At 64.8% G+C, this 6833-nt stretch carries 4 protein-coding genes and 2 pseudogenes; 5 read left to right on the top strand and 1 reads right to left on the bottom strand.

Annotated features, from left to right (window positions below; all coding sequences use genetic code 11):
- From BRX43_RS19555 to BRX43_RS19540, 4 genes and pseudogenes are all read left to right on the top strand, one after another.
- Positions 1-795: transposase (locus tag BRX43_RS19555; RefSeq protein WP_241215095.1), on the top strand; the 795-nt coding region annotated here is incomplete at its 5' end.
- Positions 796-864: 69 nt separating this feature from the next.
- Positions 865-1050, top strand: a pseudogene (locus BRX43_RS19550) (tyrosine-type recombinase/integrase); the annotation flags it as partial.
- 293 nt (positions 1051-1343) lie between these two features.
- Positions 1344-3506, top strand: coding sequence for a TonB-dependent siderophore receptor (locus BRX43_RS19545; protein WP_125996729.1), 2163 nt, complete (start codon positions 1344-1346; stop codon positions 3504-3506).
- A 2-nt stretch (positions 3507-3508) separates the two neighbouring features.
- Positions 3509-4321: an alpha/beta hydrolase-fold protein gene (locus BRX43_RS19540; protein ID WP_241215096.1), complete on the top strand. Its 813-nt coding sequence runs from the start codon at positions 3509-3511 to the stop codon at positions 4319-4321.
- A gap of 540 nt (positions 4322-4861) precedes the next feature.
- Here BRX43_RS19540 and BRX43_RS19535 read toward each other — a convergent pair.
- Positions 4862-5360: pseudogene (locus BRX43_RS19535) on the bottom strand (DDE-type integrase/transposase/recombinase); the annotation flags it as partial.
- A gap of 82 nt (positions 5361-5442) precedes the next feature.
- Between BRX43_RS19535 and BRX43_RS19530 the strand changes: the two are divergent.
- Positions 5443-6051, top strand: coding sequence for a hypothetical protein (locus BRX43_RS19530; protein WP_241215094.1), 609 nt, complete (start codon positions 5443-5445; stop codon positions 6049-6051).
- Positions 6052-6833 lie beyond the last annotated feature (782 nt).

Genomic DNA, 6833 nt, shown 5'->3' with positions numbered 1-6833 from the left:
TCGCGCAAGTCCATCGAATACGGCTTCGCCATGCAGACCGGCCTCCTCCGCCAGCCTGCCCTTGAATCAGATCAGCGCCTCCATGGAAATCCCCATCGATTCAGCCCCACGTCATCCCGCTCTAGATCCTGGCTGTGCGAGGAGATCGACGTGCGCGTGAAGGCATTCCTCGACCGGCCCATCGAAGGCGACTGGCCCTGTGTCTGGGTCGACGCGACGTACCTGAAGGTGCGCCAGGCCGGCCGCATCGTCTCGGTCGCGGTGACCATCGCGGTCGGCGTGAACGGCGACGGCCGGCGCGAGGTCCTGGGGATGGCGATCGGCGCGTCGGAGGCCGAGACGTTCTGGACGGACTTCCTGCGGAGCCTCGCGCGGCGCGGCTTGCGCGGCGTGAAGCTCGTCATCTCGGACGCGCACGAGGGCATCAAGGCGTCCGTCTCGCGCGTGTTCAGCGCCACATGGCAGCGGTGCCGCGTTCATTTCGCGCGCAACGCCATGGCCCATGCCGGCAAGAGCGGGCGCCGCGTCGTCTCGGCCTATATGTCGTTCCCGCCGCAGCATCGCACCAAGCTGCATTCGACCAATCCGCTCGAACGCCTGAACGGCGAGATCAAGCGCCGCACCGGCGTCGTCGGCATCTTTCCCAACGAGGACGCCATCACCCGCCTCGTCGGTGCGCTGCTGCTCGAGCAGAACGGTGAATGGGCCGTCCAGCGAGGACGCTACATGACGCTGGAAAGCGTCGCGCAATTGAGCGATGATCCCGCCGTCGCGCTGCCAGCCATGGCAGCCTGACCAGCCCGGCCTGACCGGAGATCGGCGCGGCTACGCCGCCTCAGCTACACCACCCTGCGGGGCGCAACCCTCATACGAAGCGAATATGGGACGCACTCGCTCCGCCGTACGAAGGCATCGATCATCTACAGGACAACCGGCAACCTGCGTGCCGTCCAGATCCTGCTCGGCCATAGTGAGATCGAGAATACGGTCCGCTATCTCGGGATCGATGTGGAAGACGCACTTGCCCTTGCCGAGAACACCGAGATTTGACCTGTTGGCTCCTCGCCTCAGTGAAGGGCCGACGTAACGGCGGATGGGACAAAGTCGTCATTCGTGTGCTTGGCGGCGAAGGACGGCTGCCGGCACGGAACGGACACAAGGCAGTCGTCAAGCAATGGCGGTCGCGTCGCGATTCCGCAAGGCTACCGCTGTAGCAGACTTTCCTGTCATCGCAGCCGTCTACAAAATGCGATTGACTCGCATTATCGTGCGCTATTAGACGCCCCTCGAAATCTTTCAGGAAAATCGCCGTCGGGGACGGCGGAGATAGGGGCGGGAGACCTATGACGATATATTGGGGCGTTGGATTGCTGCTGTCTTCGGCGGCTTCGCCGGTGGCGGCGCAGGAGAACAACGGCGACGCATTGCGCAATACGGATATCGTGGTGACCGCGACGGGACAGACCCAAACGACGTCGGGCACGAAGACCGCCACCCGGCTGATCGAGGTGCCGCAGTCGATCTCGGTCATCACGCGCGAGGAACTGGACGTCCGCGCGGTGCACAGCGTGACCGAGGCGCTCGCCTATACCGCCGGTGTCCAAGCCGAGCAGGACGGCATCGACAGCCGCGCCGACAGCTTTTCTGTACGCGGCTTTGCGGCGGGCAGCTTCAGCGACAATCTGTTCCTCGACGGCCTTCGCCTGCCTGCCGGCGGGCAATGGACGCGAACCGCCTTCGATCCCTTTGCGCTCCAGCAGATCGAGGTGCTGAAAGGCCCGTCGGCAGTGCTGTTCGGGCAGGTGGCGCCCGGCGGCATCGTCAATCTGGTGACGAAGCGCCCGACCGCGAATCCGCGTGGCGAGATCATGCTACAGGGGGCCGGGTTCACCAACCTCGGCAAATGGCAATATCAGGGCGCGGCCGACGTATCAGGGCCGATTACCGCCGACGGCACGATCCGGGCGCGGCTCGTCGGCCTTGCGCGCTACGGCGATGCCCAGATCGATGAGATCAAGACCGGGCGCTACTACATTGCGCCCAGCCTCTCCTGGGTGCCCGACGCCGCCACCAGCATCACGCTCATGGGCCAGTATCAGCGCGACGAGGGCGGATCGACCTTCCAGTTCCTGCCCTATCTCGGATCGCAACAACCGGGCGCGGGCGGGCGCCATATCCGCCTCGACGCGTTCCTGGGCGAGCAGCAGTTCAACACCTACGACCGCAACGAGTATCTGCTCGGATACGAGTTGCGCCATGCCTTTTCCGATCGGTTCGAGATGCGACAGAATGGCCGCTACACCCGCGTGGAGACGCTGTTCCAGGGAACCGTGCTACGCGGGGGGACGCTCGCCAACGGGCAGACGATCAATCGTCGCGCGGTGCAGGGCATCGGCCATTCCGATGGCTATGGCCTGGATACGCGGCTCGAAGGTCGGATCGACACTGGCGCGCTGGAGCACCGTGTGCTGGCAGGCGTCGACATGCTCGATACCGAATGGCGGCACCTGCGCGACCTCTCGACGAACGTTCCGCCGATGCCCGACATCTTCAACCCCGTGCCGCAGGGTATCGGTAGGGTTCTTCAGACGCTTGCGCCGCAAGTCCATCTGAATGCCCGACTGGAGCAGGTGGGTGCCTATGGCCAAGATCAGATTACGCTCGGTCATCTGCATGTCACGCTGGGTGCGCGCTATGATTGGGCGAAGAACCATCAGGTCAACGAACTGGCGACCGGTAGCACCGATCCGGTGACGCTGACCAAGGCGGACAAACTGACGTGGCGGGCGGGCGCGACCTGGGTTTCGCCGAGCGGCCTTGCGCCCTATGCCAGTTATTCCACCTCGTTCCAGCCGACCACCGGCCAGTATTTCGACGGCACGCCGTTCAAGCCGACGACCGGCGAGCAATATGAGGCCGGCGTCAAATACCAGCCGCGCGGCAGCAACGCGCTGCTCACCGCCGCGCTATACCAGCTCACCCAGAACAATCTCGCCAGTCCCGACCCCGACGAAAGCCATGTCTGTGCGGGCATGACCTGCCAGGTCCAGACCGGACAGGGACGCATCCGGGGGATCGAGCTGGAGGGCAAGGCGACGCTGATAGGCGGGCTCAGCACGATCGCGACCGGCACCTATATGGACAGCCAAATCACGCGCGCCGCGCCGGGGCAGCAGGGCAACCGGCTGACACAGGTGCCCGAATGGATGGGATCGCTGTTCGTCGACTATCGCTTTGCCGAGGACGGGCCGCTGGGCGGCGTCGGACTGGGCGGCGGGGTTCGCTATGTCGGCGTTTCGTACGGCGACACCGCCAATGCGTATCGCGTACCCAGCTACACCTTGTACGACCTGTTCCTGCGCAAGGCCTTTACCAGCGGCATCATCATGTCGGTCAATGCACGCAACCTGACCAATCATCGCTATGTCGCGCTCTGTTCGTCACCGGCGGCTTGCTATTACGGGTCGGGGCGGACGCTGAACCTGCGGGTGCAATACCGGTGGTGAGCATGGTCGCGGCCGTCATGCTCGCGGTAGCCGCACCCGCTGCACCCGCTGCGCCGGTGGCGGGGGTGCCCTATACGCTGCCGCACAGCGACGAGCAGGTCGTGCGTGCCAAAAACGGCGACGCCTATCCCATCCTGATCGCTTGGCCGGAGGCGCCCCCGCCGCCCGGCGGTTACCCGGTCCTGTACGTGCTGGACGGCGAGGACAATTTCGCGATCGCGGCGCTCACCGCCCGTCGACTGGCGCGGGCAGGCGCCCGGACCGGCATTTCGGACGGCATCGTCGTCGGGATCGCGGCCGGGCCTTTGCCGCGCCGCACCCGCGACTATACGCCCGCCACGCCGGGCTGGACGATCCCTGCGAACCGGCCTGCCAGCGGCATGGCGACGGGCGGGGCCGAAGCGTTTCTCGATTTCGTCGAGCGGCAGGTGAAGCCGCTGGTCCGGCGGCGCTGGCGGGTCGATCGCTCGCGGGAGACGTTGCTCGGGCACAGCTTCGGCGGTCTACTCGCTCTCCATGCGGCATTGACACGACCGGCGATGTTCGGTGGCGTCGTCGCGGTCAGTCCGTCGCTCTGGTTCGGTGATGGCCTGATCGCGCGAGAGGTCGCGACGGCCAAGGATGTGCCGCCTATGTTGATCGCCGAAGGCGATGGCGCCGCCGTCGCCCCGGCCGAACTGATTCGGTCGATCGATCGGGGGGCGGACGCTGGTCGGGTGCGCTTCCTGCCGCTGCCGGGTCAGTCGCACGGGACGACCATGCTCGCGGCGATCGCTCCGGCGATCCGCTTCGCCTTCTCGGGAGCGGAACACTGATCGCGGCGTGGTGCGCGGCTTTCGCGACGATCGGCGGGGCGTTGCGCGTCTATGCCGGCACACCGCATCAGGCGCTGGTACGTCATGGTGCCGGCAGCCGCCCTCATCGGATGGCGGGGGCGCTACTCCTGCTGATCGCACTGGTCCTGCTGCTGACGATGCAGGGGCCGGCGACCGCTGTCTTTACCTGGGTGACGGGTGCAATGCTGGTGTGGAGCATCGTGCCCGCCGTCGTCCGCTGGTGGCGGTTCCGGCAAGAGGCGGCGCGATGAGCCGCCCGCCGCTTACCAGTCGCGACTGGTTCGGCAAGGTATCGGCCGCCGCCATCCTCGGCTTTCCCCTGACGCTGGCGCTGACTTGTACTTTCGCAACCCTGTGCGCGACCGACGACGACGTCTTCCGCGCGCAGCGACAACTCGCCATGAGGCTGATGTCCGTCACCCAGGCCCGGTCTGGCGCAGCGACGTCGAACTGGCGGTCCAGCGTGTCGTCGACCGCCAGGGACGGCTTGCCGCCATGGCTGCCTGGTCGGCGGTTGTAGCCGATCTGCCCAAGCCATTTCCGGACTGCGGTGGCGATGGACTCGCTGCCGTCGTCCGATCTGACATGGGCAGGCGGGCCCCGGTCAACGAACAGCTCGGCCAGGGCCGCCAGCACATCTTCGTGGCGGAGCTGGCGGGCGACGACCAGCGCCAGGCACTCGCGGCTGGCCTCGTCGATGATCGTGAGGATGCGAAACTTGCGTCCGTCGTGCGTCCGCGCCTCGACAAAGTCGTAGGCCCAGACGTGCCCCAGGATACTCCGGTCGCAGCCGAATACACGAGCCATCGTTCAACCACAGCCGACCGCGTTTCGGCTGCCGCTGGGGCACCTTCAGCCCCTCGCGTCGCCAGATCCAGCACCTCCCGCACATGGTCGATGCACCGCCGACGCCGTGCGGGGCTCAGAAGTTTCCCCGCGCCCCCTCCTGCAGGATCAGCTTGTCCAATGTCAGGTCCGAGATCGCGCGGCGCAGTCGGAGATTCTCCTTCTCCAGGTCCGCCGCCATTGCCGGGGCGACGCCCGCGTCCGCGCAGAAGGCCGAACCCGGCGCCTATGTCGTTGCCGGTGCCGGCGGGCAGGTGGATTCCGACGTGAAGCCCCGCCAGGTGCTGAATAAGGGTCAGACAGTGTCGAAGACGGCCGCTACGCTACCCAAGAACATCGATAACAAGTCCGGTTTCACCGGTGAGTTGGGCATGGGCTATGGCTTCAATGGTTTCCGCGTGGAAGGCACCGCAGGTTACGACACCGCCAACATCAATGGCAAGGCATTGAACGATACGAACTATATTGGCTCGGGCCGGCTCAAGTCCTTCGATCTGGGCGTGTCCGCTTATGTCGACCTGATCCAGGACGGTCCGTTCAAGCCCTTCGTCGGCGGTGGCATCGGTGCCTCGCACGTCAATTACTCGGCGGATCGCTACGCGCGGACCGCAAACTCGGGTACGCTGAAGCCCGCTGCGTCGTTGGATGGCAAGGACTGGGGCTTCCGCTGGCACCTGGATGCGGGCGCGAGCTACGACGTGGCGCCCAAGACCTCGATCGAGCTGCTCGGGCGGTATTCGCAGACCTCGGGCATGCAGATGAAGGGCGTGACGATCGATCAGGATCGCAACCGCACGACCCCGCCCTACAAGCTGAAGAGCTCCTCGACCTGGATCATGGTCGGCCTTCGTCAGAACTTCTAATCTCGACTTCATCCGGTAGGAAGGCGCCGTCCCTGCATCAGCCGGGGCTGCGCCTTTGCGCAGTCACTTTCCGACGGGGTGGCGATGGAACGCTGAATTGTGAACGTCTGACCGGATCATCGCCCTATTTTCGGGTTGATCCCCGGCTCACGGTTCAGCGTCGCGAACGAAGCCAGTGATCGCTGTATTGCTGTTCCGACGGCATGCGTGATTGTGGCAAGTAGCCACATGCGATCAATAATGGCCAAATTACCCATGCGGCCTTATCTCACTTCAAGGATAAAATCACGCTATAAATCCGGAAAATAACATAATAGATCATAAATGATGGTCGAGTCAATTAACAAAAGACGTGGGAAAGGGACTTTGTTGGTTGCCGATAAACGAACATCTGCCATATGCGTCGCTGGCATTAGGGGAGGGGCAAGACGGACCGGTGGTTGGAGCCGGGAATATGTCCTCCGTGATGGCCAAATCGACGTCGCCTATTCTCCCCGGATGAAATCGAGCCGAAATGTCGCCGCAGCGAACGTCGCGAGTGTTCGCTGCGGCGACATTTCGGGGAGAAGCTGATCGTCGACCCGCTCCCGGATCTGGACGATGAGGCCAGAGCTACGACCTGTAGTCCATGCCGGTCGGGCATCTGGCGGGAGTCCGAAATCATCCGATGATCCAACTGCCCGGCTTCGTCCGACCGGCGGCACCATTGGCTCCCTCCTGGCGAATCTCCGTGCCATCCCGTCGTTGACCTCGGCCGCGTGGGGGCGCAACGGGGGTGGGGG

The organism is Sphingomonas sp. S-NIH.Pt15_0812 (assembly GCF_003951315.1).
Lineage (GTDB): Bacteria > Pseudomonadota > Alphaproteobacteria > Sphingomonadales > Sphingomonadaceae > Sphingomonas.
This window is presented reverse-complemented; position numbering and strand designations above follow the sequence as displayed.